This window comes from Micromonospora sp. NPDC006766 (assembly GCF_040636055.1).
Lineage (GTDB): Bacteria > Actinomycetota > Actinomycetes > Mycobacteriales > Micromonosporaceae > Micromonospora.
Window position 1 is genome coordinate 78,513 of sequence record NZ_JBEYIX010000003.1, and the last position, 23,875, is coordinate 102,387.

Genomic DNA, 23,875 nt, shown 5'->3' on the forward strand with positions numbered 1-23,875 from the left:
TCTCACACACCAGATTCTCGATAACAGCGGGTCGGCCCGGGCCGGGGGGGCCCCGCCCCGGCCCGCGGGCCCGGAGGGCGGGCGGGGCGGGGGCGGCCGCGCCGGCGGGGGGGGCCCCCACCCGGGGGGGCCCGGGGTCCGGCCCCCCCGGCCCCACCGGTGTCTTTGTCTGGTCGCGCTCGCGCTCAGTCGGTGAGTTCGCGCGACTCGGTGGTCTCGAAGACCACCAGTTCGGTCAGGCGGGCCCGCAGTCGCTCCCGCAACTGCTCCGGCGCGGTCTCGTTGCCGCAGCAGCGGGCCACCAACGCCCGCACCTCCTGCTCGATCCCGTATTCGCGCAGGCAGGGCCCGCACTCGTCCAGGTGGTGCCGGATCAGGTCGCGCCGCTCATCGGCGCACTCCAGGTCCAGGTAGAGGTAGACCTCCGCGATCACCTCACGGCAGTCCGTCTCGTGCGGCTTTCCACAGCTCACGGTCGCACCTCCCGGCTGGCGGTGGCGGTCGAACCCTTCGACGGCGCGGCGGTGAACCCCCGCTCAGCCGCGTACTGCTCGAGCAGCTTGCGCAGATTACGTCGACCACGGTGCAGTCGCGACATCACAGTGCCGATCGGCGTGCCCATGATCTCGGCGACCTCCTTGTAGGAGAAGCCCTCGACATCGGTCAGGTAAACGGCGAGGCGGAACTCCTCCGGCAACTGCTGGAGGGCCTCCTTGACGTCGCTGTCCGGCAGCCGGTCGAGCGCCTCGGTCTCGGCCGAGCGCAGCCCGCTGGACGTGTGCGACTCGGCCTCGGCGAGCTGCCAGTCGGTGATCTCGTCGGTGGGCGCCTGCACGGGCTGGCGCTGCCGCTTCCGATAGGAGTTGATGTAGGTGTTGGTCAGGATCCGGTAGAGCCAGGCCTTGAGGTTGGTGCCCTGCTCGAACTGGTGGAAGGCGGCGTACGCCTTCAGGTAGGTCTCCTGGACCAGGTCCTCGGCATCCGCCGGGTTCCGCGTCATCCGCAGCCCGGCAGCGTAGAGCTGATCGACGAAGGGCATCGCGTCCCGCTCGAAACGGGCCCTGCGCTCGTCCGTCTTCTCGGTGGTCAACCGCACATCCCCTCGCGTCGGATGCTTTCTCGCCGAGGATACGCGTACTGACCTGCCCGCAGATTCACTTCCGGCCGGTGTGCTGGCACTCACCGTCGCCGCAGCCCACTCCGGCGCGTCGAGCAGCCGCCTCAGCGCCTGTGCGTCCCGCTCGTCCCGCTCCCGGCTCCGTGTCTCGATCGGCACCGGCCACCCCCCTCGGCTGCAATAGTCGTCCGGGGGTGGTAACGCCCGCCGTCGACGGCACATTCCGCCGCCGCCCGCCGTTCCTGGTCCCGGCCCCGGCCGCGACCGGTGCTGGGACCAGGAAGGGCCTGGGAGAATGGCCTCGGAGGCCCGACCGGCACCCGACACCAACCGATGCAACGACCCGCTGCCGCCGACGGTCACGCCCGCCCCTTGACAACAGCGGCCACGCGTCAGGCGGCGGCCCAGCCTCGCGCGCGCAACCAGTCGCGGACCACTGCGGCGGTGCCCGCCGGGTCGAGCCGCAGGTCGTGCCGCTCACCCGGGCGGACCACCACCTCGACGCTCGGGCCCGGGTCGGGAACGCCGAACGGGTCACGGTCGCCGTTGACCACCAGGGTGGGCAGGCCGGTGGCCAGTTCGTCGGCGCGTGAGCGCTCCGGGCGCGCCGGAGGATGCAGCGGGAAGGCGAGCGCGACGATGCCGGCCGCGCCGACGACGCCGGCGGTCCGGCAGGCGACCCGGGCGCCGCTGGAGCGACCACCCACCACCCAGCGGGACACCGCCGAGTGCCGCTCCCGGAGCGCGGCCAACACGGCCCGCCAGGCCTCATCGAGGTGCCCGGCGGGAGCGGGCGCGCGCCGACCGGCGACCCGATACGGCTGGGTCACCCGGATCACGCCCACCCCGGCGCTGACCACCGCGTCCCGGACCGCGAGCAGGTCTGGCACGTCCACGTCGCCGCCCGCGCCGTGCCCCAGCACGAGCAGCGTGTCCACCGGGCCGATCGGCAGGTCGGTGTCGGCGCGGGCCGGGCCGCGGGGCGTCTCTATCTGCTGAGCACTGTGCCGCACCGGCCCATTCTGCGTCCGGCACATCGCCGCACCGTACCGGCCGCACCGCGCGTCGCAATCGCGCGGCTCATGGAAAAGACCGTCGCCCGCGCCCCGACGGGACGCGGGCGACGGTGCGCGAATCAGCGCGACGGCACCAGTGCGAGCAGGCTGTCGCGGACCGGCGGACCGGCCTCGTCAGCCACGTCCGGATCCGGCTGCACCTCACTGCGCCAGGCGACGAGCATCGCCCGCCGCTCGCGCGGCGTGGTGCCGCCCCAGACGCCGTGGCAGTCGCCCACCTCCAGCGCCCAGGCCAGGCATGAGCCCTGGACGTCACAGCTGCGGCAGAGCGCCACGGCCGTGTCGGCCGGCTCGTTCGGTGCCGGAAAGAACGTCTCCGGATCCACGCTCTGGCAGGTACCTCTGGTCCGCCACGCCTCGTCGTGCCGCCGCTCACTCAGCGCCCGGAGCAGTCGCGGGTCTCGTCGTGCGGCGGCTACCTCGTGCGGCCGGGGCATACGCGCCCGTGTCAATACACCCACCTCCCCCGTGGGACCGGCAAATGATCACACGCGATCGATGGGTGCCATCCGCCCCGTGCGAACAGACGCCCAACGCCGGCGCTGTGTTGTACCGCACTTACGGACACGGGGACAACCCTCTGCCGTAAACATTCCTAAAAGCCGAGCGACGTTTCGGGCGCAACCTCGGCAAATCAGCACACGACAATGCGCCGAGATGATCAGAACAGCGTCATTTCCGAGGCCGTCTCCCCCCGCGTCAGGGACACCCGGGCGGTGAGCCCGGGCCCGTCGTTCCGGACGTCGCCGACCGCCGGGCCGACCGGACGGATCTCCAGCCCGGCGAGCCACTCCGGGGCGGGCGGGGCGAGCAGCGCGGCGGGCTCGTCGGCCGGGCCGAGCCAGGACGCCCACCGCTGTCGGGGCAGCAGCAGCGGCATCCGATCGTGCACCTCGGCCAACTCGCCGACCGCCGGGGTGGTCAACACGCTGAAGCTGAGCAGGGCCGAGCCCGCCGATTCCCAGACCGACCAGATCCCGGCGAGGGCCAGCACCGAACCGTCCACCGGGGTCAGGTAGTACGGCTGCCGCCGCCCGTCCGGCTCGCGGACCCACTCGTACCAGCCGTCGGCGGGGACCAGACAGCGCCGGCGGGCGAAGGAGCGGGCGTACGCCCGACTGGTGGCGACGGTCTCCGCCCGCGCGTTGATCATGCGGGCGGCGCCGGCGGCGCTGCGGGACCAGTGCGGCACCAGGCCCCAGCGGCCGACGGAGAGCAACCGGTGCCCCTCCGGGGCCAGTCGGACCAGCGGCACGGGGTCGGTCGGCGCGACGTTGAAGTCCGGGCCGACCGCCCCGCCGGTCTCGTCGTACGACTCGAACAGCGCGCTCAGGTCGCCCGCGCTACGGGTCGTCGCGTACCTCCCGCACATGGCGCAACGCTAGCTCGCCGGGGACGTTTTGGCTGTCCCGACAGCCGGGAGCAGGCGCGACGAACGGTTCCACCGGTCCCGCGAGTTGGCAGAATGGGGGCGTGGGGAATCTGACCGCGACCCGGCCGCCGCAGCCGTGGACCGCACCTACCGCCACCGACCCGGTCGCCGTCACGCTGCGCCTGCCCGGGTCCAAATCGATGACCGCCCGGGCCCTGGTGCTCAGCGCGCTGGCCAACGGTTCCTCGACGCTCGACCGGCCGTTGCGCGCCCGGGACACCGAGTTGATGGCCGGCGGGTTGCGCGGGTTGGGCGCCCATGTGTCGATCTCCGACGACGAGCGCTGGCTGGTTCGGCCGCACCGGCTGGTCGGCCCCGCGCACGTCGACGTCGGCCTGGCCGGCACGGTGATGCGCTTCCTGCCGCCGGTGGCCGGGCTCGCGGCGGGCCGGGTCACCTTCGACGGCGACCAGCAGGCCCGGGTCCGCCCGCTCGGGCCGCTGATCGGGGCGCTGCGCTCCCTCGGCGTACGCATCGACACCCCCGCGAGCGGCAGCCTGCCGCTCGCGGTCCTCGGCACCGGCCGGGTCGCCGGTGGCGAGGTGGTGATCGACGCCTCCGCCTCCAGTCAGCTCGTCTCCGGGCTGCTGCTGGCCGCGCCCCGCTTCGACCGGGGGTTGGTGGTCCGGCACGAGGGCCCACCGGTCCCGTCCGCGCCGCACCTGCGGATGACCGTGCAGATGCTCCGCGCCGCCGGGGCCGCGGTCGACGACGGCGCCCCCGACGTCTGGGCGGTGGAGCCCGGCCCGCTGGCCGGTCGCGGCTGGGAGATCGAGCCGGACCTTTCCGGTGCCGTGCCGTTCTTCGCCGCCGCGCTGGTCACCGGCGGCGAGGTGACCCTGCAGGGCTGGCCGCGCAGCAGCATGCAGCCGGTCGAGCAGCTCCGCTCCCTGCTGACCCGGATGGGCGGCGAGGTGACGCTGACCACGGCCGGGCTGACCGTCCGGGGCACCGACGGCGTGCACGGCCTGACCGCCGACCTCTCCGACGTCAGCGAGCTGACCCCGGCGCTGACCGCGCTGGCGATGCTCGCCGACTCGCCGTCCCGGCTGACCGGTGTCGGGCACATCCGCGGACACGAGACCGACCGGCTCGCCGCGCTGGCCAGGGAATTCACCGCGCTGGGCGCGGACATCACCGAGTCCGCCGACGGGCTGGAGATCCGCCCCCGCCCGCTGCGCGGCGGGACCTTCCGGACGTACGCCGACCACCGGATGGCGCACGCGGCGGCGGTGGCCGGGCTGGCCGTCCCCGGCATCGAGGTGGACGACGTGACGTGCACCTCGAAAACCATGCCGGAGTTCCCGGCACTATGGTCGGCAATGGTGACCGGCAAGAGCTGACGCGACGGGGGGACGTCCTGGCGACCAGGCGGCGGGAGTACGACGAGGACGACGTCCGGATCCGACCCGGGAAATCGTCGCGCCCGCGTACCCGGACCCGGCCCCGGCACGAGAACGCGGTCGACGGGTTCGTCATCGCCGTCGACCGGGGTCGTTACACCTGCGTGCTGCCCGACGCCGGGCCGGACGTCCCGACCGTCACCGCGATGCGCGCGCGTGAGCTGGGCCGCAAGTCGGTGGTGGTGGGTGACCGGGTCGGGCTGGTCGGTGACACTTCGGGCGTGCCGGGCGCGCTGGCCCGGATCGTCCGGATCGCCGAGCGCAGCTCGGTGCTGCGGCGTACCGCCGAGGACGACGCGACCACCGCCGAGGGCCGGCTGGAACGGGTCGTCGTCGCCAACGCCGACCAACTGGTGATCGTCAGCGCGCTGGCCGACCCGCCACCGCGCACCGGGTTCATCGACCGCTGCCTGGTGGCCGCGTACGACGCCGACATCGAGCCGCTGCTCTGCCTCACCAAGGCCGACCTGGCCGGCCCGGAGGCGGTCCTCGACTACTACACCGAGCTGGAGCTGCCGTACGTGCTGATCCGGCCGGGCTCGGAGCTGGACGCGCTGCGCGCGCTGCTCGCCGGGCGGGTGTCGGTGCTGGTCGGGCACTCCGGGGTGGGCAAGTCGACGCTGGTCAACCGCCTCGTCCCGGAGGCCGACCGGGCGGTGGGCGCGGTCAGCGCGATCGGCCGGGGCCGGCACACCTCGACCAGCGCGGTGGCGCTGCGGCTGCCCGCGCTGCCGGGTTCCGACGGCGACCCTGGGTGGATCATCGACACCCCCGGGGTGCGCAGCTTCGGGCTGGCGCACGTCTCGGCGGAGAGCCTGCTGCACGGCTTCCCCGACCTGGTGGAGGCGACGGTCGACTGCCCGGCGAACTGCCCACACACCGCCGACGAGGAAGACTGCGCGCTGGACGCCTGGGTGGCCGCCGGCAAGGCCGACCCGCGCCGGCTGGCGTCGTACCGGCGGCTGCTGGCCTCCCGGTCCGGCGAGGGCGACCCGCGCGAGCCCGACCGCAACCCCGGCGATCCGCTCGCCGGTTCCTGACCGGCGGAACGCCGACCTCAGGAAGACAGCTACCGTGTCCGGCATGACCGGGTACGCCGACGATCTCGCCCTCGCCCACCTGCTCGCCGACGCCGCCGACGCCATCTCCACGGCCCGGTTCCGCGCCCTCGACCTGCGGGTCGAAGCCAAGCCGGACCTGACCCCGGTCACCGACGCGGACACCGCCGTCGAGCGGGCGATCCGCGCGCTGCTGGCCGAGCACCGACCGGGCGACGGCCTGCTCGGCGAGGAGTACGGCGAGCAACCCGCCACCGGCCCCGACGGGCGACGCTGGGTGATCGACCCGATCGACGGCACGAAGAACTTCGTCCGGGGCGTACCGGTCTGGGGCACCCTGATCGCCCTGCTGGAGGCCGACCGTCCGGTGCTCGGCCTGGTCTCCGCCCCGGCGCTCGGCCGACGCTGGTGGGCCGCCCAGGGCGAGGGCGCGTACGCCGGCCCCGACCTGGGTGCCGGCACGCCGATCCGGGTGTCCGGCGTCACGGAATTGGCCGACGCGAGCTTCTGCTACTCCTCGCTGACGGGTTGGGAGGAGGCGGGCCGGCTGGACGCCGTGCTCCAGATCATGCGCGACACCTGGCGCAGCCGGGCGTACGGCGACTTCTACGGCTACATGCTGCTGGCCGAGGGGGCACTGGACGTGATGGTGGAGCCGGAGCTGTCCCTCTGGGACATCGCCGCCCTGGTCCCGATCGTCACCGAGGCGGGCGGCACCTTCACCGACGTGGCCGGCCGACCCGTCCCGGGCGGGGCCAGCGCCGGCGAATTCAGCGCGATCGCCACCAACGGCGCACTGCACGAGGACATCCTGGCCCGGCTCGGCCCACCAGCCGCGCGCTGACCCGGCAGCGGTCCTCTATCCTCGCCAGGTGGCGTCCTACGGTTGGTGTTTCCTGGCGGCGATGATCGTCGCGTACGGCTTCGCCAACCTGCTTCAGTCGGTGGCCGCGGCGCGCACGACCGTGCACCACACCTTCGACCCGGGGCTGCTGCTACGGCTGGCCGGCCACCGGACCTACCTGGTCGGGCTGATCTGCCAGATGGCCGGCTTCATACTGGCCTTCCTGGCCCGTCGCGACCTGCCGCTGTTCCTGGTCCAGGCCAGCGTGGCGGCCGGGCTCGGGGTGACCGCCCTGCTCGGTGTGCTGGTGCTCAAGTGGCGCCTTCCGGTCGCCGAGGTGCTCCTGCTCGTGCTGCTCTTCGCCGGGATCACCGCGCTGGTGCTCGCCGCCGAGCCCGCGCCGTCCCGGCAGCTCGGTCCCGCGGGGCTCGCCGGCCTGGCGGCGGCGCTCATCGTGATCGCCGTGCTCGGCTTCTTCAGCGCCCGGCTGCGCGGCGCTCCCGGGTCGGTGGCGCTCGGCTCGCTGGCCGGGATGGCGTTCTCCGCCGCGGCGGTGGCCGCCCGGCCGCTCGCCTCGGCCGACTCGGCGGAGGCGTTCGTCCGCGACCCGCTGCTCTATCTGCTGATCGCTCACTCGGTGGTCGGGCAGCTGCTGCTCGGCCTGGCCATGCAACGCGGCTCCACCACGGCGGCGGTGGCCGCGATGGACGCCGCCGGGGCGATCCCCGCGGCGATCATCGGCCTGCTGCTGCTCAACGACCGGATCTGGCCCGGACGGGAGTGGCTGGCCGGCGTCGGCTTCCTGGCCACGCTGGTCTCGGTCGTCGGCCTGACCCGGTACGCCGAGCCGCAGCACCAGCACCCTTCCGCCCGCGACCGCAAACGCCCGATGATCGCCGCCGGCACGGCCGCCCCGCCGCGCCGCTGACCTCAGGCCACCGCGCCGCTGACCTCAGGCCGCCTCGACCGGCCTGCGCCGGCTGACCACCCGCTCGTAGAGCCGTTCCAGCGCACCGGCGGTCCGTTCCCAGGTGTAGCTGCAGCGCACCCGGTCTACTGCGGCGTGCCCGTACGCGAACCGCCCGGCGTTGTCGGCCAGCAGCCGACGCAGGGTCACCCCGAGGGCACGGACGTCTCCGGGCGGGACGAGTTTTCCGGTCACCTCGTCGACCACCGCGTCGGCGAGGCCACCCATCGCGTAGCCGACCACCGGCACCCCGCAGGCCATCGCCTCCAGCGACACCCGTCCGGCCGAGGAGTAGTGCGGCGTGCAGGCGACCACGTCGGCGGAGCGGTACCAGGTCGCCATCTGATCGTGCGGGACGGCACCGACCAGCTTCACCTGGTCGGCCACCCCGGTCCGGTCGGCCAGCTCACGCAACCGGCACGCCTCGGCGTGCTCGGCGAGCCGCGCGGCGGGCGGACCGCCGACGACCACCAGCTCGGCGTCGCCGACCAGCCGCATCGCCCGGATCACGTCCTCCTGGCCGTGCCCGGGCGAGAGCCCACCGACGGAGAGGATCCGGGGCCGTTGGTCCCGGGGCGCCGCCTCGCCGTCCGGATGGAAACACGTGGTGTCCACCCCGGTCGGCACCATCGCCACCGCGGTGCGCTGGAGCCCCATCCGGGTCAGCTCGTCGACCTCGTCGTTGCACTGGGCGACCGCGATGTCCACCGCCCGGGTCAACGCCCGCTCCAGCGGGATCCGCTCCCCCGGCCCGTCGTAGCGCTGACCGAGGTGGCGCAGCTGCTCGATGCCGAGCGAGTGGAAGGTCTGCACGACCGGGATGTCGGTCTCCCGTACGGCGTGGGCGGCGGCCAGACCACCGACCCAGTAGTGCCCGTGCACCACCTCGGGCGTCCAGTCACCGGACCACCGCTGCGCCAGCCAGCGGCCGAACTCGGCCACGTGCGGCACCAGCTCGGCGGTGCCCAGCGGGATCGGTGGGCCCACCGGCACCCGCTCCAACCGGTAGCCGTCCAGCTCGATCGACTCCGGCTGGCCCGGCTCGTCGCGCCGTTCGTGGACCCGGACGTCGTGACCCCGCCCGGCGAGTTCGGCCGCCACCCGCGCGACGTGCTGGTGGGTACCGACGGTGGACCCCTCGACGGACGGGCCGGTGTGCGCGCACACAAGGCCGACGCGCATGGTGCACCTCCACGCGTTCAATCCAGCGTTGGTCCTCCGGTCAGAGGGTCCCATTAACCCGGCCCCGCTGCGTCGAAACCTGGCAGATCGGGAACCGTCCGCCCCGCGCTGGCCCGCCGGGGCGCGAAACTAGCCGCTTTTCGCCCGTTCCTCCCGATCCATTCCGCCGGACCCGGTTAACGCGGTCAACTCGGCGGGTAGTGACCGGTCATGCGCGACGACGACTACCCCACCCCCGTGTCCGACCCGGAGGCGGAGGGCCTGCCCGACACCGCCGACGACGACTCCACGGCCAACGACGACGTGCTGACCGGACGCGAGGCGGACGGTCCCGAGCCCGCCCAGCTTCCCGCCGACCGCGACCCGGTCGCGGTGGACCGGTTCGGGACCACCGCCGAGGAGCAACTCGACGGCGAGTCGCTGGACTACAAGCTCCAGCGGGAGGCGTACGAGCGGCCCGCCGACGACCCGCTCGCCGGCCCGGTCGACCCGGGCATCGCCGCCGAGGCGGACAGCGAAGAGGCCGCCGCGCAGGCCCAGTTCGACGCGGACGTGATCGACCCGGGCCCGACCTCCGACCGGCACTCGCCGGTCTCCCTCTACGACCACGGTCAGCTCGGCACCGTCGCGGACCACCAGGTGGGCCGGCTGGTCGAGCCGGACGAGGGCGCGCACACGGACCAGGAGGTCGACAACATCGGGTACGACGCCGGCGCGGCCGGCGGCGGGGCGACCGCCGAGGAGCTGGCCGTCCACGAGACGCGACCGCCCGAGGCGACCCCGTGAGCGATCAGTCCAGGCCCTGCTCGATGGCGTACCGGGTCAGCTCGACCCGGTTGTGAAGCTGGAGCTTGCCGAGCGTGTTCTGCACATGGTTCTGCACCGTCCGATGGGAGAGCCCGAGCCGCCCGGCGATCTGCTTGTACGACAGGCCCTTGGCCACCAACCGCAGCACCTCGGTTTCCCGATCGGTGAGCCGGGGCGCCTCGTCGTGGGCGATGGCCGGTGCGGCGGCCAGCCGGCGGTACTCCCCTAGCACCAGCCCGGCCAGCCCGGGCGTGAAGACCGGCTCGCCGGCCGCGGTGCGGCGCACCGCGTCCAGGAACTCGGCCGGCGCAGCCGACTTGACCAGGTAACCGGTGGCCCCGGCCTTCACCGCGTCCAGCACGCTCTGCGGCTCGCCGCTGGCCGACAGCATCAGCACCCGCACCTCGGGCAGCACGGCGCGCAGCCCGCGGATCACCTCGACGCCGGAAACGTCCGGCAGTTGCAGGTCGAGCACGACCACGTCCGGGCGGGCCGCCGCGGCCACCCGGACGGCCTGCCGCCCCTCCCCGCTGGTCGCCACCACCAGGTGCCCGGCCTCGGTGAGGTCGCGGGCCACCCCCTCCCGCCACATTGGGTGGTCGTCGACCACCATCACCCGTACGCCGGTGCTCATCGGCCGCTCCTCGGCACACTCAACTCGATCTCCGTTCCCGCGTCGGCGGCGGAGACGATCCGCACCTCACCGCCCAGATCAGCGATTCGGCCGCAGATCGACTGCGCCACCCCGAGCCGGCCCTGCGCCGCGGCCTCGGCCAGCCGACCCTCCGGGATTCCCGGGCCCTCGTCGCGTACCGAGACGGTCACCGTCTCCCCCTCGTCCTCGATCAGCACCCAGGCCCGCCCACCGGCATGCCGGGTCACGTTGTCCAACGCCGCTCCGACGGCGGCGGCCAGCTCGCCGGCCACTCGCGCGGGCAACCGCACCGGGGTGGCCGGCGCGGCGACCTCGACCAGTGCAGAGGAATACCGGTCGAGCAGGTCGCGCAGGTCCCGGTCGGCCCCCTCCTCACCCGCCCCCTCCTCGCCCGGCGCGGCGCCCGCACGGCCGATCAGGGCACGCAGGGCCGCCTCCTGCTCGCCGGCCAGCCGGGCCAGCTCTCCCGCCTCGCCGTCCAGGTACGCGCCGCGCCGCTGCACCATTGCCAGCACCTGGAGCACCGAGTCGTGGATGTCCCGGGCCAGCCGTTCCCGCTCCCGGGTGGCCGATTCCAGCTCCACCGCCCGTTGCAGCCGCTGCTCGGCGGTAACCGCCAGTCGGGCGACGTGCCCGACCACCACGCCGGCGAGCAGCAGCAGGATCACCCCGGTGACCGAGGACTGGTTGATCCGCTCCCGGGTGGCCAGGTCGACCCCGCTGAGCACCAGCGCGCCGACCGCGCCCCACCGCCGACCACCGGCGACCGCCCAGGCCAGCACCGGGCCGGCCAGCCAGGCGACGGTCAGCGTGGGCAGGCCGGCGGCGAGCGCCGCGCGGCCCACCACCCACGGGGTCGCCACCATGATCGCCATGACCACACCGAGGTCGGCCAGGAGCAACGGCCAGTGCCGCCCGGCCGGACGCGCATAGCCGGCTGCGGTCGCTCCGGTCCAGGCCAGCATCACCAGGAGTACGCCGCCGGCGGCGAGCGGGTGTGCGTACCGGTGGGCGTCGCGGAGCACCAACACCCCGACGTACGCCAGCGAAGCGATCCGGAACACCGCGATCGACCGCCAGAGCGGCCCCTCCAGGCCACCCGGAGACGACGACATGCGCGACACCATGCCACAGCCGGTGCCGAACGGGCTGGTGGGTGCGGCCCGAGAAACCCCGACGTAAGGTGGGAATGCCGCGAAAATCGCCGAGATCCACCGCCGGGACGGGGCCATGACGAATGCAGAAACCCCCGCACCGCGTACGGTTGCGCCCATCGAACCCTTCCCCCTCATCGCCGAGGCCTTCAACCGGGCCCAGGTGACCGAGCTGCGGCACTCGGTCACCTCCTGCGCGCGGGCCGCCGGGCTGCACGGCCAGCGGCTGGACGACTTCGTGCTGGCGGTCAACGAGCTGATCACCAACGCCGTCCGGCACGGCGGCGGCCGGGGCTGGCTACGGCTGTGGCGCCAGGCCGGGGAACTCGTCTGCGAGGTCGCCGACCACGGCCATGGGATCAGCGCCCGCCGGCTCAGCGACCGCAGCCGGCCCACCCCGGACACCGCCGGTGGCTGGGGCCTGTGGCTCGCCCGCGAACTGAGCAACAGCATGGTGGTCGACACCGGCGAGACGGGCACAACCGTCCGGATCACCGCGACCCTCGTGCAAGGAGGGGCCCCTTGTTAACGCCTGGCGTTGTATAGGGGCCCCCTATTAACTCGGGCATCAGGCGAAGAGCGCGCTCACCGACTCGCCGTTGTGGATTCGCCGCATCGCCTCGGCCAGGGCCGGCGCCACCGACAGCACCGCCAGCTTCGGCGCCCGTTTCTCGGCCGGGATCGGCACCGTGTTGGTGCAGACGATCTCCAGCACCCCCTCCTGTTCGCTCAGCCGCTCCAGCGCCCCGCTGGAGAACAGGCCGTGGGTGCAGGCCAACCGGATCGTCCGGACCTTCAACTCGCGCAGGTGGGCGATCAGCTCGATCACCGTGCTGCCCTTGGCGATCTCGTCGTCGAGCACGATGACGTCCCGGTCCGCCACGTCGCCGATCACCGTGCTGATCTTCACGCGGTCGTCGCTGAACCGCTGCTTCGCGCCGGCCGCGACCGGCGTGCCGAGCATCCGGGCGAACGCGGCGGCCTCCTTGGCGTTGCCGAGGTCCGGCGAGACCACCACCGTGTTGCTCAGGTCGTACCCCTGGAAATGGCTGGCCAGCTCGCGCAGCGCGTGCAGATGATCCACCGGGACGCTGAAGAAGCCGTGCACCTGCGGGGAGTGCAGGGTCATCGCCAGCACCCGGTGCGCCCCGGCCGAGGTGAGCAGGTCGGCCACCAACCGGCCACCGATGGAGATGCGCGGCGCGTCCTTCTTGTCCGACCGGGCGTACGCGTAGTGCGGCAGCACCACGGTGATCCGTCCGGCCGACGCGCCCCGGGCCGCATCGATCATGAGCAGCAGCTCGACCAGGTGCTCCTGCACCGGCGGCACCAACGGCTGGATGAGGAAGACGTCACGCTCCCGGCAGTTCGCCTGCAACTGCACCTCCAGGCAGTCGTTGGCGAACCGGGACACCCGCACCGGGTGCAGCGGAACATCGAGGTGGGCGCAGATCTCGGCGGCGAGCTCCGGGTGGGCGGTTCCGCTGAATACGGCAATGTCACGCACGTTTGCCGATCGTACGGGCCGGCGCGCGGCAGGCGACGGACGATCCCGGCAGGTACCGTGCTGCCGTGACCGGAGAGTTCGTCGCCGCCATCGACCAGGGCACCACCTCGTCGCGCTGCATCGTCTTCGACCGGGCCGGGGAGGTCGTCTCCGTCGCCCAACGCGAACACCGGCAGCTCTTCCCGCAGCCCGGCTGGGTGGAGCACGACGCCGAGGAGATCTGGGCGAACGTCCAACAGGTCGTGCGGGAGGCGCTGGCCGCCGCCGACGCCGGCCCGAGCGGGCTGGCCGCCGTCGGCATCACCAACCAGCGGGAGACCACCGTGGTCTGGGACCGGGCCACCGGCCGCCCGGTCGCCAACGCCATCGTCTGGCAGGACACCCGCACCGGCCCGCTGCTGCGCGAGCTGGCCGAGGTGTACGACGAGGAACGGCTTCAGGCCCGCACCGGCCTGACCCTGGCCACCTACTTCGCCGGGCCGAAGCTGCGCTGGCTCCTCGAGCACGTCGACGGGCTGCGCGCGCGCGCCGAACGGGGCGAGGTCCTCTTCGGCACGGTCGACAGCTGGCTGATCTGGAAGCTGACCGGCCGGCATGTCACCGACGTGACCAACGCCAGCCGGACCATGCTGATGAACCTGAAAACGCTGGACTGGGATCCGGAGCTGCTCGACGCGCTGCGGGTGCCGGCCGCGATGCTGCCGGAGATCCGCAGCTCGGCGGAGGTCTACGGCACCGCTGACGGGGTGCTTGCCGGGGTGCCGGTGGCCAGCGCGCTCGGCGACCAGCAGGCCGCCCTTTTCGGACAGACCTGCTTCCAGCCCGGCGAGGCCAAGTGCACCTACGGCACCGGCAGTTTTCTGCTGCTCAACACCGGCACCAGCCCGGTCGTCTCCCAACACGGCCTGCTCACCACCGTGGCGTACCGGATCGCCGGCCAGCCGGCCTCCTACGCCCTGGAGGGCGCGATCGCGGTCACCGGCGCGCTGGTGCAGTGGCTGCGGGACAACCTCGGTCTGATCTCCACCGCCCCCCAAGTCGAGGAGCTGGCCCGCACGGTCAACGACAACGGCGGCTGCTACGTGGTGCCGGCCTTCTCCGGGCTGTTCGCGCCGCACTGGCGCAGCGACGCCCGGGGCGTGATCGCCGGGCTGACCGGCTACATCACCAAGGGGCACCTGGCCCGGGCGGTGCTGGAGGCGTCCGGCTGGCAGACCCGCGAGGTGGTCGACGCGATGAACGCCGACTCCGACGTGGCGCTGCGCCGGCTACGGGTGGACGGCGGGATGACCGACAACGCGCTGCTGATGCAGTTCCTCGCCGACGTGCTCGACGTGCCGGTGGTCCGTCCCCGGATCACCGAGACCACCAGCCTCGGCGCCGCGTACGCGGCCGGGCTGGCGGTCGGCTTCTGGCCGGACCTGACCACCCTGCGCGAACACTGGCGCGCCGACGCGGAGTGGACCCCGGAGATGGACCCGGCGCTGCGCGACCGGGAGCTGCGCCAGTGGCGCAAGGCCGTGCAACGCACCCTCGACTGGGTGGAGTGACCCGCACGCGGATCACCCGCGGCGCGGTTTGACCGAACGGAGAGGCAGATGCCCGTGCCCCTGCTGGTGCTACTCGTCATGTCCGGCCTCGGGTCGGCCGGGATCGGTTACGGGACGGTCCGGTTCTGGCGCGACCGACGCCTGCTGCGCGAGGGCCGCCGAGTGCCTGGCGAGGTGGTGGACCTGCTGGTCAGCAAGATCAGAAGCGGCGAGATCTACACGCCCGTGGTGCGCTATCACACCACCGACGGGATGCTGATGACGTCATCGCCGGGTCGGTGGCGCCAATCCCCCTTCACTCCGGACGGCAACCCGGTCACTGTGGTCTACGACCCCTCCCGACCGTCGCGGATCCTGGTCGTCCCCGACGGAGGCAGCGGTACCGAGTCCGTGGTCATCCCGTTCGTCGCGTTGCTGCTGGTGGGCGCCGGCGTCGTGATCGGCGGGGTGTACACCTTCCACACCTTCTGAACCCACTGGTGCGCGGAGCACAGACTCCGGCTACCGTCTGCCAGACGCGATCGGCACGACAATGCGAGGGTGACGCAAAGATGACCGCTACCACCGGGCAGCCGACGGGAAACGACGACCCGATGGCGCGGATCGCCGCCCGGATGCGCGAGCAGATGACCCGTGGCGAGGAGCTGCGGGGCCGGCTGGCCGGGCTCATCGGCCGGGCGGTCAGCGAGGACGGGCAGATCGAGGTGGCCTGCACCGCCGACGACCCTGCCCACGAGCTGCGGCTCGACCCCCGGGTGATGCGCCGCTCCTCGGCCGAGCTGGCCGAATTGCTGCAGGAGCTGCTCCGGTCGGCCCGAGCGGATCTGCAGCGGCAGACCACCGAGGCGGTACGCGACGCGGGCGACCAGGCCGGACCGCAGGCGCTGATCGGCGACCCGGCTGCGGCACAGGCCAAGCTGGCACAGCTCAACGAGCTGGTCAGCGGCCCGTTGCGGCAGAGCAGCGAGCTGATGGAGCGACTGCGCCGCCAGCTGGGGGTCTGACGCCGGACGGCGGCCCGAGTTGACGCGACGCCGGTCAGCGTGCGGCCGGGCCGCCGCCCGCCCGGCGGGCCCGCCATGCCAGCCGCAGCCAGACCACGGCGAAGGCCCCCAACCCGACCAGGAGCGCCGAGCCGATCATGATCGGTGCGATCAGCCAGGTGAAGATGGTGGCGGTGGCCCGTTCGTCGTTCCCCCAGCCACGAATCTCTGTACCGACATCCTGCAGTCCACCGTCGATCGGCCCGGACACGGCACGCCCGTCGGCCAGTCGCCAGGTGCCCCGGCAGGCCCGGGTGCCCTTCTGTCCATGAAGGTCACAGGCTTCGACCTGGATGGTCACCTGTTCGGCCCTGATCGCTTGCCGGGCGAATCCCACCGGTATCACCAGGGCCGCGCCGATCAGCAGAACCGGAAAGAGCATCCGCTGCCAGCGAGGCCGACCGGCCATCCGTTCGGTGTATCCACCGGGGACCGGCGCCGGGGGGTGGGATGCCATGCTCCGGAGGTTACCAGCGGCGGGACAGCCCTCGATTTCCGATCTTGCTAGGCTCGGGCCCGGCCGGCGCAGAGCGAACGGCGGTGCGCCACGGGAGGGCTGATGATCGAGGTTGACGTGGTGGCGATTCGCGCCCTGGGTGAGGCGATCGAGAAGCAGGTCGGGTCGGGGTTGGAAGAGGCTTCCCGACTGCTGGAGGAGACCCGGGCCATCGAACACAGCAACTTCACCACGGTGGTCCCACAGCTCGCGCTCGCGTACGTCGGCGCGGTGGAGTTCCTGGAGGAGGAGCTGCGCACCAAGCGGGCCCACCTCACCGAGATCCGGTCCCGGTTGAACAGCAACGCCGACAACTGGGAAGCGACGGAACAGGCCAGCACAATCGCGATCCGGTGAGGTGAGGACGGCATGGCAACAAGCAGTTCAGCTGCGGCCGCCAAGACGGCCATGGCCGAGATAACGTTCGCCGCCGCGGTCATTCCGGCGGCCTGGCCCGTCGCTCAGATCGTCTACATGAACCAGTGCGACCCGGAGTCGTTGATCGACATCTCTCGGAAGTGGATGGAGCTCTACCGCCAGCTCGACTCGGTCCGGCAGGGCTTGACCGATACGGTTTCCGCGGTGTCGCCGGAGCAGTGGAGCGGCGCGGACCGGAACGCGTTCGGGCAACACGTGCAGGCGTACGACGTGCAGGTGGTCTGCGACCAGGCCGTTGCCCTGCTGGTCTGTGGGACCCTGATCTGCGTCGCTTCGGCGCTGCTCATCCTGGTCGTCGCGTACGTGGTGGTCTCCACGATCCTTTTCGCTTTCGCCACCTTCATCCTGGCGGCGGCAGCCACCGTGGTCGGCGCGCCGGCGGCGGCCTCCGCCGAGGCGACCGCCAACTCGATCGCCGCCGAGGGGCTGGCCACGCTGAAGTCCATCGAGGCGATTGTCGAGACGGTTTCCACCGTCGGCGCCGCCACCATCGCCGCTGCCCTCGCCGTCGACGTGCGGGTGCAGTTGAGCACTGGGAACACCGACGTGCTGAAGGATCTCGTCCAGGCCGCCGTCGACGGTCTGGACAATGTGGCCGTCGGGTTCCTCTCCAAGGCGGAGCGGGACTTCGTCGGCTCCAAGATCGTCGGCGGCACGCCGTACGGGGCGGGAGCCCTGCTCTTCGGCGGCGGGACGCAGTACGTCCCGGCCGGCGAGGACGACGAGGGGGACCCGGCCTACGGCACGGGCGGCTTCGTGGACAACATCTGGGGCCATTTCTTCGGCGAGGACGCCTGGAACCACTGACCCGCTGCGACGGGCCGGGTTCAGGACCAGCGGTTGCCGGTGAGCTTCTCGTAGACGTCGACGTAGCGCGCCCGGGTTGCCTCGACCACCTCGGCGGGCACCTCGGGCGCCGGCGACTGCCGATCCCAGCCGCTGTCGGTGGCCCAGTCCCGGACGTACTGCTTGTCGTAGGAGAACTGGGCCCGGCCCGGCTGGTACGACTCGGCCGGCCAGAACCGGGACGAGTCGGAGGTGAGCAGCTCGTCGGCGAGGATCAGGCTGCCGTCCGGCGTCCAGCCCAGCTCGATCTTGGTGTCGGCGATCAGGATGCCCCGCTCGGCGGCGATTTCCGCGCCGCGCCGGTAGACGTCGATGGTGATCTGCCGCAGCCGCGCGGCGGTCTCCGCGCCGAGCTTGTCGACCACCTGCGCGTAGGTGATCGGCTCGTCGTGCTCGCCCTTGGGGGCCTTGGTCGACGGGGTGAAGATCGGCTCGGGCAGGATCGACGCCTCCACCAGGCCCCGGGGCAGCTCGACACCGGAGACCGCGCCGGTGCGGCGGTATTCCTCGAACCCACCGCCGGTGAGGTAGCCCCGGGCCACGCATTCGACCGGGACCATCTCCAGCCGCCGGCAGCGCATCGCCCGGCCGGCGAACTCCTCGGGCACGTCGGTGGCGGAGACCACGTGGTTCGGCACCAGGTCGGCGAGCTGCTCGAACCACCACAGCGACAGGGCGGTGAGCAGGCGACCCTTGTCCGGGATCGGAGTCGGCAGCGCCACGTCGTAGATGGAGATGCGGTCGGAGGCGACCAGGATCAGGTCGTCGCCGTCGGCGTAGACGTCCCGGACCTTGCCCGAGTGCAGAAGTTCCACGCCGCTAGTACACCACGGGCCGGACGGTCGCCCGGCGCGGCCACCGCCCGTCTCACCGGCCCGGCCGGCGGCCGGGCGTCAGCGCGCCGGGCCGGTCTGTCAGCGCGGCGGGCCGCCCCGCCGGTTGCGCATCAGCTGCATCATCAGCAGCACGATCGCCACGATCACCCCGACCACCAGCAGGCAGCAGAGCAACCCGAGGAAGCCGAAGCCGCCCCGCCGTCGGGCAACGTCCGTCACCACCTCGCCGCTTCCCGTGGACGCCCACGCCGCGACCGGCACGAACGCCGAGAGCGCGACCGTACCGAGGACCGCACCGAGCCGGCCCCACCACCTGTTCCAAGCAGACATACCGTCATCCTCGCTGAGCCACGCAAACCGGGACCGGGCGGGGAGGCGAACACCGCCGGCGGGATCACGCGCCGGCGACGGTGAGATCGACCCGGTCGCCGTCGAGCCCGTCGACATGCTCCAGCGAACGCACCGCCGGGATCGGCGAGGGCAGCAGCCACAGTACGCACAGCGTGCCGCCGATCGCCGCGATCCACAGCGTGGGTCGCAGGCCGAGCCAGCTGCCGAGCACGCCGCCGGTCAGCGCGCCCAGCGGCCGGATCCCGTAGTTGACCGCGGAGTAGGCCCCGGCCACCCGGCTGCGCAGGCCGTCGGGGATAACGGTGGCGTTGAGGGCGTTGAGGTTGACGTCGAACAGCATCACACCCAGCCCGGAGAGGAACTCCGCCCCGCCCACCAGCAGCGCCCTCGACCAGAGCGGTCCCCCGGCGACGGCGACCAGGAGGATCGAGGCCGGGAAGACGACGGCGCCGATCGTGATGCTGCGGCCCACGCCGATGCGGACGGACAGCCGCGGGGCGATCACCGCGCCCAGCAGGCCGCCGACCGCGCCGGCTCCCAGGGCGAGGCCGAGCAGCCCGGCGGGTAGGCCGAGCGTACGGCTGGCGAAGAGCACGAGCAACGCGCTGAAGACGAAGCTGAAATAGTTGACCGTCGTGGTGCAGCCGAGGGCCGCCCGGAGCACGGGATGCCGGAGCGTGAACGTCAGCCCGTCCCGTGCCTGCCGCCACAACGCCGCCGGCCGGGAATCGTCGGCCTCCACGATCGGTGCCGGCCGGTCCCGCCGGATCCGGCCGATGTAGCCACACCAGGGCGGTCAGCACCGACACCTGGGCGGCGGTGGCGTCGAGCACGAGCACCGCGAGGAGCGGGAAGGCCAGCTCGGAGATCCGGTCGCCGAACTGCGAGACGGTGTGCGCGACGAAGAACGACCGGAAGCCGGGCTCGCGGAGCAGCGATCGGCGCGGCGCGGCCGGGCCGGTCACCGCTCCTCCGCCTCGGGCATGACGTAGCGCATGAGGCGAACGTGCCGGGCGTCCGGCGGCTGGTCGGCGGCGTCCCGGGTGACGTACGGCGCGAGCACCTGCTCGATCGCGGCGTTGACGGCGGCCAACTCGGCCACGGTCAGCCGTACGCCGGTGTTCGACACGCCCGCCTCCCGCCGCCACTCCGGTTCGAGCCGCGGCTCGACCCCGGTCATCCACCGCTGCGGGGCGTCTGCGTACTGCGCGAACAGCGCCTGGCTCAGCACCTGGCTGGCGGCCCGCCCCTCCTCGTCGTCGGGGAAGTCGAACCGGAATCCCCGGGTGCTCGCCTCCCAGTACCGCTTCCGCGCGTCCCCGCCGGTGCCGCTGTCGCGGACCAGCCCGAACCCCGCCAGGTGCCGCAGGTGCCAGCTGGTCACCGAGGGCGTCGCGCCGACGTGCTCGGAGAGTTCGGTGGCGGTCGCCGCGCCGTACCGCTGGAGCCGCGACAGGATGGCTAGCCGGACCGGGTGCGACAGCGCCCGCATCGCCTTCGGGTCGGTCAGTTCCAGATCACCGTATGGGTTGCCCTGCTCGCCTGGATTTCTGAGAGACATGTTTCGAGAGTAGGCTCTCAGAAATTGCCGAGCAAGCCCTCCGCGATCGGTTCTCGGGAACGACGAAGGGCCCCGGAGAAATCTCCGGGGCCCTTCGTCATGAGTAGCGGGGACAGGATTTGAACCTGCGACCTCTGGGTTATGAGCCCAGCGAGCTACCGAGCTGCTCCACCCCGCGTCGCTATGTACAGCCTATCGCATCCCCGCCGTGGAGATCAGCCGGGTCCGACCTTTCGCTGCGGCGCGTGCCGCCACCCTTGCGGGCGGCGCCCTCCGCGCCGGTGGCGCGGAACGGCGAAGGGCCCCGGAGAAATCTCCGGGGCCCTTCGTCATGAGTAGCGGGGACAGGATTTGAACCTGCGACCTCTGGGTTATGAGCCCAGCGAGCTACCGAGCTGCTCCACCCCGCGTCGGCTCGTTAACCGTAGCGCACGGACCCCACTGGGCGCAAAACGGCCGTGGCCCGCGAGACCGCTTCGGGTCTTGCGGGCCACGGGGGTCGGGCCGGTGTCAGCCGTTCGGTGACGGCGAGGGCGAGGGCGGGGATGACGCGGCCGGGCTGCCGCTGGCTGCCGGCTTGGCCGCCTCCTGCGCCCGCTGGAACGCGGTCATCGCCTCGTCCAACGTCTTCAACGCCCGGCCGTACCGCTCGAAGTCACCGGACGTCTGGGCGGCCTTGACCTCGGCGATGGCGCTCTGCACCCGGTCGGCGGCCTGAGCCAGCTCCCCGGTGAACACCGGCTCAGCGGTGGCCGGGGGATTGTCACCGCTCGGCGGGTTGCCGCCCGGGTCGGCCGGCGGGGTGCCGGCACCCGCCCGCTTGCCCTTCTCGACGAGTTGCTTGATGCCGTCGCTGATGTTGTTGGCCAACACCACGTACGAACTGCCGTCGCCGTAGGAGACCAGCACCTTCTGCAGCAGCGGGAACGCGTCCTGCTGGTTGCTCTTCACGTAGACCGGCTCGACGTAGAGCATGCCGTCGGCGAAGGGCAGCGAGAGCAGGTTGCCGTACTGCACCTGCGCCTGGTTGGACGAGAGCAGGTTGAGCTGCTGCCGGATGTCGCCGTCGTTGGTCATCTGCTGATGCACCTGGACCGGGCCACCGGTCCGGGTCTGGTCCGGCAGTTCCAGCACCTCCAGCCGCGGCTGCCCGTCGACGTACGACCCGGAGATCAGCGCGGCGAGGTTCTGCCGGCGGTTCGGGGTGACCGCGGAGGTGAGCTGGAAGCGTGGCCCGTCGTCCTGCCCGGGGAACTGGGTGAAGAGGTAGTAGGGCGGCTGCCGCTGCCCGCTGTCCGGCGCGTCCGGGGCGTTCGGCACCTCCCAGAAGTCCTGCCCGGAGTAGAAGTCGCCCGGGTCGGTGACGTGGAACCGGGTGAGCAGGTTGCGCTGCACTTTGAACAGGTCCGCCGGGTAGCGGAAGTGGGCGGTCAGCTCCGGCGGGATTTCGCCCTTGGGCAGCACGAGGCCACCGCCGAACGCCTTGTTCCACGCCTTGAGCACCGGGTCGGTGTCGTCGAACTCGTACAGCCGGACCGTGCCGTCGTACGCGTCGACGGTCGCCTTGACCGAGTTGCGGATGTAGTTGACGTCTTCCCGGGCGAGCTGGAAGGTGCCCCGCCCGGTCAACTCGTCGGCCGTCTCCGTCTGCAGGTTGACCCGGTCGGCGTAGGGGTAGGTCGCGGCCGTGGTGTAGCCGTCGATGATCCACAGCACCCGGCCGTTCACCACCGCCGGGTACGGGTCACCGTCGAGGGTGAGGAACGGCGCGACCTTCTCCACCCGGTCTCGGGGGTTGCGTACGTAGAGCAGCTTGGAGTCGGAGTTGATCGCCTCGGAGAGGAGGAAGTTCGACTCCTGTTCCTTGATCGCATAGAGCAGCCGCCGGGTGAACGAGCCGATCTTGACGCCACCCGCACCGCTGTAGGTGTAGTACTGATCGCCACCGCTCGAGATCGGGCGGTCGAACTCCACGTTGCGGTCGCCGGTCTGCCCGACGATCGCGTAGTCGTCGTCCGTCATCCGCTCGCCGTAGTAGATCCGCGGCTGCTCGGCCGGGATCTCCTCGGTCGGCGACGAGCAGCCCTGCGTCTCCTTGGCCGGCTCCCCGAGGAAGCCCGAGACGAAGTACGGCACACCGTTGCAGACCTGGTTGGCCGGGGCGGCCACCAATCCGTACCCGTGGGTGTAGACGGTGTGTCGGTTGATCCAGTTGCTCTGCTGCGGGGTCAGCCTCTCGTAGTTGATCTCCCGGAGGCCGACCGTGTAGTCGGAGGTCTTGCCGCTCACGGTGTACCGGTCGATGTCCAGCTTCGCGCCGAAGTCGTAGAAGCCGCGCACCTGCTGAAGCATGGTGTACGTCTGGGAGACCAGTTGCGGATCGAGCAGCCGGATGTTCGACACCACCGAGGTGTCGGTGGCCAGGCTGGCCGGCGGGACGAGATTGCTCGCCGGGTACGCGGTGGTCTTCGTGTCGAGCCCGAACGCGGCCCGGGTCGCCTCGATGCTGCGCTGGATGTACGGCGCCTCCTTGTCGCGGGCGCTCGGCTTCACCTCGAAGGTCTGCACCGCCCACGGGTAGATGCCGCCGATCGCCACCGCCGAGACCCCGAGCAGGGCGAGCGAGATGCCCGGCCAGACCAGGTTCCGCATCACCGCGTTGGAGAACACGATGATCGCGATCGCCACCACGACCGCGATGTAGGCGAGAATCTCCTTCGCCGGGAGCAGCGCGTTCACGTCGGCGTAGCCGGCGCCGTAAAGCTTGGCGCCCTCGTTGTACTCCAGCAGCATGGCCCGCTGGTCCAGCACGTACGCGACCGCCTTGAGCAGGACGAAGACAGCGACCAGCGTGCTCAGGTGGGCGCGGGCGGCGTTGGTCATCCGGTCGCCGACGCCCTGCAGGCGCACCCCGCCGTAGAGGTAGTGCACGGCCAGCGCGCCGAGCAGGGCCAGCACCACCGCGGTGAAGCCGACGCCGAGCAGGTAGCGCCAGAACGGGAGCTGGAAGACGTAGAAACCGACGTCGACCTTGAATTCGGGGTCCCGCACACCGAAGCTCCCGCCGTTGCGGAAGAGCATCCACTGACCCCACCGGCCCTGCGCCGACAGCCCGGCGAAGAGCCCGATGACGGCGGAGACCAGGGCGATCCAGGTGCCGAGCCGCGGGCTCAGCAGCATCCGGTAGCGCTCCAGGGTGGCCTGCTCGGGTGAGTGCGGGCGCAGCCGGGGTCGCAGCCGGTACGCCAGCCAGAGATTGCCCGCGGTGATCATCGCCAGGCTGGCCCCGACCACGAGGAACAGCGTCAGCCGGGTGACCAGGACCCCGGTGAAGACCTGGGTGTAGTGGACCTCGTCGAACCACAGCCAGTCGGTCCAGGCGTTGACCCCCCACCCGAGCAGGGTGAAGAGTAGGAACACCCCGATCAGAACCCCGATCGTGGCGCGTCCGCGCCGGCTCATTCTCGGCAGGGGGCTGCTACGCATGACCACTGTTGGCTCCGCACGCTCGATGTGATCGGCTCCGACCAGGCACCCAGAGTACGGGGTATT

The 23,875-nt window shown here is 72.1% G+C and carries 25 protein-coding genes, 2 tRNA genes and 1 pseudogene; 11 read left to right on the forward strand and 17 right to left on the reverse strand.

Annotation, left to right across the window (positions count from 1 at the left end):
* Positions 1 to 185 precede the first annotated feature (185 nt).
* The 5 genes from rsrA to ABZ671_RS05970 form a co-directional block, all read right to left on the reverse strand.
* Positions 186 to 473, reverse strand: coding sequence for a mycothiol system anti-sigma-R factor (gene rsrA, locus ABZ671_RS05950; RefSeq protein ID WP_357851940.1), 288 nt, complete (start codon positions 471 to 473; stop codon positions 186 to 188).
* A complete protein-coding gene (locus ABZ671_RS05955; protein ID WP_357851943.1) occupies positions 470 to 1,276 on the reverse strand; it encodes a sigma-70 family RNA polymerase sigma factor in 807 nt (268 codons plus the stop codon). The genes rsrA and ABZ671_RS05955 overlap by 4 nt, the downstream gene beginning before the upstream one ends.
* A 233-nt stretch (positions 1,277 to 1,509) precedes the next feature.
* On the reverse strand, positions 1,510 to 2,130 hold the full coding sequence (locus tag ABZ671_RS05960) for an alpha/beta family hydrolase (RefSeq protein WP_357851946.1): 621 nt from the start codon (positions 2,128 to 2,130) through the stop codon (positions 1,510 to 1,512).
* Positions 2,131 to 2,252: 122 nt separating this feature from the next.
* Positions 2,253 to 2,645 carry a WhiB family transcriptional regulator gene (locus ABZ671_RS05965; protein WP_357851949.1) on the reverse strand — a complete coding sequence of 131 codons (393 nt, stop codon included), beginning with the start codon at positions 2,643 to 2,645 and terminating at the stop codon, positions 2,253 to 2,255.
* Between the two features lie 209 nt (positions 2,646 to 2,854).
* Positions 2,855 to 3,565, reverse strand: a complete 711-nt coding sequence (locus tag ABZ671_RS05970; RefSeq protein ID WP_357851952.1) for an SOS response-associated peptidase — start codon at positions 3,563 to 3,565, stop codon at positions 2,855 to 2,857.
* A 101-nt stretch (positions 3,566 to 3,666) separates the two neighbouring features.
* Between ABZ671_RS05970 and aroA the strand changes: the two genes are divergently transcribed.
* The 4 genes and pseudogenes from aroA to ABZ671_RS05990 form a co-directional block, all read left to right on the forward strand.
* On the forward strand, positions 3,667 to 4,968 hold the full coding sequence (gene aroA, locus ABZ671_RS05975; protein ID WP_357851955.1) for a 3-phosphoshikimate 1-carboxyvinyltransferase: 1,302 nt from the start codon (positions 3,667 to 3,669) through the stop codon (positions 4,966 to 4,968).
* Positions 4,938 to 6,068, forward strand: a complete 1,131-nt coding sequence (gene rsgA / locus ABZ671_RS05980; RefSeq protein ID WP_357851958.1) for a ribosome small subunit-dependent GTPase A — start codon at positions 4,938 to 4,940, stop codon at positions 6,066 to 6,068. Before aroA ends, rsgA begins: the two co-directional genes overlap by 31 nt.
* Before the next feature lie 43 nt (positions 6,069 to 6,111).
* Positions 6,112 to 6,930 carry a histidinol-phosphatase gene (hisN, locus tag ABZ671_RS05985; protein WP_357851960.1) on the forward strand — a complete coding sequence of 273 codons (819 nt, stop codon included), beginning with the start codon at positions 6,112 to 6,114 and terminating at the stop codon, positions 6,928 to 6,930.
* Positions 6,931 to 6,991: 61 nt separating this feature from the next.
* Positions 6,992 to 7,877 (forward strand): annotated as a pseudogene (locus ABZ671_RS05990) (hypothetical protein); the annotation flags it as partial.
* A 5-nt stretch (positions 7,878 to 7,882) separates the two neighbouring features.
* Here the strand turns inward: ABZ671_RS05990 and ABZ671_RS05995 are convergent.
* A complete protein-coding gene (locus tag ABZ671_RS05995) occupies positions 7,883 to 9,079 on the reverse strand; it encodes a glycosyltransferase (protein WP_357851963.1) in 1,197 nt (398 codons plus the stop codon).
* 210 nt (positions 9,080 to 9,289) lie between these two features.
* On the opposite strand from ABZ671_RS05995, the gene ABZ671_RS06000 reads away from it, so the two are divergent.
* Positions 9,290 to 9,865: a DUF5709 domain-containing protein gene (locus ABZ671_RS06000; RefSeq protein WP_357851966.1), complete on the forward strand. Its 576-nt coding sequence runs from the start codon at positions 9,290 to 9,292 to the stop codon at positions 9,863 to 9,865.
* A 4-nt stretch (positions 9,866 to 9,869) separates the two neighbouring features.
* Here the strand turns inward: ABZ671_RS06000 and ABZ671_RS06005 are convergent, their stop codons facing one another.
* Both ABZ671_RS06005 and ABZ671_RS06010 read right to left on the reverse strand, forming a co-directional pair.
* Positions 9,870 to 10,520 (reverse strand): response regulator transcription factor, encoded by a 651-nt coding sequence (locus ABZ671_RS06005; RefSeq protein ID WP_357851969.1) that lies wholly within the window; start codon positions 10,518 to 10,520, stop codon positions 9,870 to 9,872.
* Positions 10,517 to 11,656 carry a DUF5931 domain-containing protein gene (locus ABZ671_RS06010; RefSeq protein ID WP_357851972.1) on the reverse strand — a complete coding sequence of 380 codons (1,140 nt, stop codon included), beginning with the start codon at positions 11,654 to 11,656 and terminating at the stop codon, positions 10,517 to 10,519. The genes ABZ671_RS06005 and ABZ671_RS06010 overlap by 4 nt, the downstream gene beginning before the upstream one ends.
* A gap of 115 nt (positions 11,657 to 11,771) precedes the next feature.
* On the opposite strand from ABZ671_RS06010, the gene ABZ671_RS06015 reads away from it, so the two are divergent.
* Positions 11,772 to 12,224: an ATP-binding protein gene (locus tag ABZ671_RS06015; protein WP_357851976.1), complete on the forward strand. Its 453-nt coding sequence runs from the start codon at positions 11,772 to 11,774 to the stop codon at positions 12,222 to 12,224.
* Between the two features lie 39 nt (positions 12,225 to 12,263).
* Here the strand turns inward: ABZ671_RS06015 and ABZ671_RS06020 are convergent, their stop codons facing one another.
* Positions 12,264 to 13,202, reverse strand: coding sequence for a ribose-phosphate pyrophosphokinase (locus ABZ671_RS06020; protein WP_357851979.1), 939 nt, complete (start codon positions 13,200 to 13,202; stop codon positions 12,264 to 12,266).
* 65 nt (positions 13,203 to 13,267) lie between these two features.
* On the opposite strand from ABZ671_RS06020, the gene glpK reads away from it, so the two are divergent.
* From glpK to ABZ671_RS06035, 3 genes are all read left to right on the forward strand, one after another.
* Positions 13,268 to 14,752 (forward strand): glycerol kinase GlpK, encoded by a 1,485-nt coding sequence (glpK, locus tag ABZ671_RS06025; RefSeq protein WP_357851982.1) that lies wholly within the window; start codon positions 13,268 to 13,270, stop codon positions 14,750 to 14,752.
* A gap of 48 nt (positions 14,753 to 14,800) precedes the next feature.
* Positions 14,801 to 15,223, forward strand: coding sequence for a DUF3592 domain-containing protein (locus tag ABZ671_RS06030; RefSeq protein WP_357851985.1), 423 nt, complete (start codon positions 14,801 to 14,803; stop codon positions 15,221 to 15,223).
* Between the two features lie 80 nt (positions 15,224 to 15,303).
* Positions 15,304 to 15,756: a hypothetical protein gene (locus ABZ671_RS06035; protein WP_357851988.1), complete on the forward strand. Its 453-nt coding sequence runs from the start codon at positions 15,304 to 15,306 to the stop codon at positions 15,754 to 15,756.
* 34 nt (positions 15,757 to 15,790) lie between these two features.
* Here ABZ671_RS06035 and ABZ671_RS06040 read toward each other — a convergent pair whose 3' ends face one another.
* Positions 15,791 to 16,252, reverse strand: coding sequence for a hypothetical protein (locus ABZ671_RS06040; protein WP_357851991.1), 462 nt, complete (start codon positions 16,250 to 16,252; stop codon positions 15,791 to 15,793).
* Between the two features lie 102 nt (positions 16,253 to 16,354).
* On the opposite strand from ABZ671_RS06040, the gene ABZ671_RS06045 reads away from it, so the two are divergent.
* Together ABZ671_RS06045 and ABZ671_RS06050 are read left to right on the forward strand one after the other, a co-directional pair.
* Positions 16,355 to 16,648, forward strand: a complete 294-nt coding sequence (locus ABZ671_RS06045; protein ID WP_357851994.1) for a hypothetical protein — start codon at positions 16,355 to 16,357, stop codon at positions 16,646 to 16,648.
* 12 nt (positions 16,649 to 16,660) lie between these two features.
* Complete coding sequence (locus ABZ671_RS06050) at positions 16,661 to 17,536, forward strand: hypothetical protein (protein WP_357851997.1); 876 nt, start codon at positions 16,661 to 16,663, stop codon at positions 17,534 to 17,536.
* A gap of 20 nt (positions 17,537 to 17,556) precedes the next feature.
* On the opposite strand, the gene ABZ671_RS06055 is transcribed toward ABZ671_RS06050, so the two are convergent.
* From ABZ671_RS06055 to ABZ671_RS06085, 7 genes are all read right to left on the reverse strand, one after another.
* Positions 17,557 to 18,390, reverse strand: coding sequence for a phosphoribosylaminoimidazolesuccinocarboxamide synthase (locus ABZ671_RS06055; protein ID WP_357852000.1), 834 nt, complete (start codon positions 18,388 to 18,390; stop codon positions 17,557 to 17,559).
* A gap of 99 nt (positions 18,391 to 18,489) precedes the next feature.
* On the reverse strand, positions 18,490 to 18,741 hold the full coding sequence (locus tag ABZ671_RS06060; protein ID WP_357852003.1) for a hypothetical protein: 252 nt from the start codon (positions 18,739 to 18,741) through the stop codon (positions 18,490 to 18,492).
* A 64-nt stretch (positions 18,742 to 18,805) separates the two neighbouring features.
* The gene (locus ABZ671_RS06065; RefSeq protein WP_357852006.1) at positions 18,806 to 19,504 is read right to left on the reverse strand and encodes an MFS transporter; all 699 of its coding nucleotides are present in this window, start codon (positions 19,502 to 19,504) and stop codon (positions 18,806 to 18,808) included.
* Between the two features lie 219 nt (positions 19,505 to 19,723).
* Entirely contained in the window at positions 19,724 to 20,323 is a 600-nt protein-coding gene (locus ABZ671_RS06070; protein WP_357852009.1) for a helix-turn-helix domain-containing protein, read from the reverse strand.
* A 104-nt stretch (positions 20,324 to 20,427) separates the two neighbouring features.
* Positions 20,428 to 20,501, reverse strand: a tRNA-Met gene (locus ABZ671_RS06075).
* Between the two features lie 158 nt (positions 20,502 to 20,659).
* A tRNA-Met gene (locus ABZ671_RS06080) sits at positions 20,660 to 20,733 on the reverse strand.
* 100 nt (positions 20,734 to 20,833) lie between these two features.
* Positions 20,834 to 23,809: a UPF0182 family protein gene (locus ABZ671_RS06085; protein ID WP_357852012.1), complete on the reverse strand. Its 2,976-nt coding sequence runs from the start codon at positions 23,807 to 23,809 to the stop codon at positions 20,834 to 20,836.
* Between the last annotated feature and the right edge of the window lie 66 nt (positions 23,810 to 23,875).

Coding starts and splice junctions, on each gene's coding strand:
- ABZ671_RS05970 (WP_357851952.1), bottom strand. CDS start 3,565: ATGTGCGGGAGGTACGCGACGACCCGTAGCGCGGGCGACCTGAGCGCG.
- rsgA (WP_357851958.1), top strand. CDS start 4,938: ATGGTCGGCAATGGTGACCGGCAAGAGCTGACGCGACGGGGGGACGTC.
- hisN (WP_357851960.1), top strand. CDS start 6,112: ATGACCGGGTACGCCGACGATCTCGCCCTCGCCCACCTGCTCGCCGAC.
- ABZ671_RS05995 (WP_357851963.1), bottom strand. CDS start 9,079: ATGCGCGTCGGCCTTGTGTGCGCGCACACCGGCCCGTCCGTCGAGGGG.
- ABZ671_RS06000 (WP_357851966.1), top strand. CDS start 9,290: ATGCGCGACGACGACTACCCCACCCCCGTGTCCGACCCGGAGGCGGAG.
- ABZ671_RS06005 (WP_357851969.1), bottom strand. CDS start 10,520: ATGAGCACCGGCGTACGGGTGATGGTGGTCGACGACCACCCAATGTGG.
- ABZ671_RS06010 (WP_357851972.1), bottom strand. CDS start 11,656: ATGTCGTCGTCTCCGGGTGGCCTGGAGGGGCCGCTCTGGCGGTCGATC.
- ABZ671_RS06015 (WP_357851976.1), top strand. CDS start 11,772: ATGACGAATGCAGAAACCCCCGCACCGCGTACGGTTGCGCCCATCGAA.
- ABZ671_RS06030 (WP_357851985.1), top strand. CDS start 14,801: ATGCCCGTGCCCCTGCTGGTGCTACTCGTCATGTCCGGCCTCGGGTCG.
- ABZ671_RS06035 (WP_357851988.1), top strand. CDS start 15,304: ATGACCGCTACCACCGGGCAGCCGACGGGAAACGACGACCCGATGGCG.
- ABZ671_RS06040 (WP_357851991.1), bottom strand. CDS start 16,252: ATGGCATCCCACCCCCCGGCGCCGGTCCCCGGTGGATACACCGAACGG.
- ABZ671_RS06045 (WP_357851994.1), top strand. CDS start 16,355: ATGATCGAGGTTGACGTGGTGGCGATTCGCGCCCTGGGTGAGGCGATC.
- ABZ671_RS06050 (WP_357851997.1), top strand. CDS start 16,661: ATGGCAACAAGCAGTTCAGCTGCGGCCGCCAAGACGGCCATGGCCGAG.
- ABZ671_RS06060 (WP_357852003.1), bottom strand. CDS start 18,741: ATGTCTGCTTGGAACAGGTGGTGGGGCCGGCTCGGTGCGGTCCTCGGT.
- ABZ671_RS06070 (WP_357852009.1), bottom strand. CDS start 20,323: ATGTCTCTCAGAAATCCAGGCGAGCAGGGCAACCCATACGGTGATCTG.
- ABZ671_RS06085 (WP_357852012.1), bottom strand. CDS start 23,809: ATGCGTAGCAGCCCCCTGCCGAGAATGAGCCGGCGCGGACGCGCCACG.